1 protein-coding gene is annotated in these 282 nt (G+C 40.8%); it reads right to left on the minus strand.

Features of this window, described 5'->3' with window-relative positions; all coding sequences use genetic code 11:
* Positions 1-2: 2 nt before the first annotated feature.
* Complete coding sequence (locus AAEY98_RS22245; RefSeq protein ID WP_351019739.1) at positions 3-194, minus strand: hypothetical protein; 192 nt, start codon at positions 192-194, stop codon at positions 3-5.
* Positions 195-282: the final 88 nt, after the last annotated feature.

The following is a 282-nucleotide window of genomic DNA, read 5'->3' on the forward strand; positions in this document are numbered from 1 at the left end:
GCCTAGACCGAATATAACGCAACCAATGACCAAGCCAATAGGTGCAGAGCGTGAAGCGGCAATAGCCATAGATTGTCCTTAGTTTGGTCACGTGCAAATGGGTAACGATCTGCTGAAAGTTTAGGGTATGCACGATATAATTCAGATACCGACATTGTCGATGTTTTACAGCTAAAATGAAATGGTTGAAACATAATTTATTCTTATGATGACTGTATGTAATAGTGCTTATATCATCGAGTCGCATCCTTACAGGAATAGCATTGGCGCAAAGCCCATGAT

Source organism: Shewanella sp. AC91-MNA-CIBAN-0169, from assembly GCF_040310165.1.
Taxonomy (GTDB): Bacteria; Pseudomonadota; Gammaproteobacteria; order Enterobacterales; family Shewanellaceae; genus Shewanella.

Coding starts and splice junctions, on each gene's coding strand:
- AAEY98_RS22245 (WP_351019739.1), bottom strand. CDS start 194: ATGTTTCAACCATTTCATTTTAGCTGTAAAACATCGACAATGTCGGTA.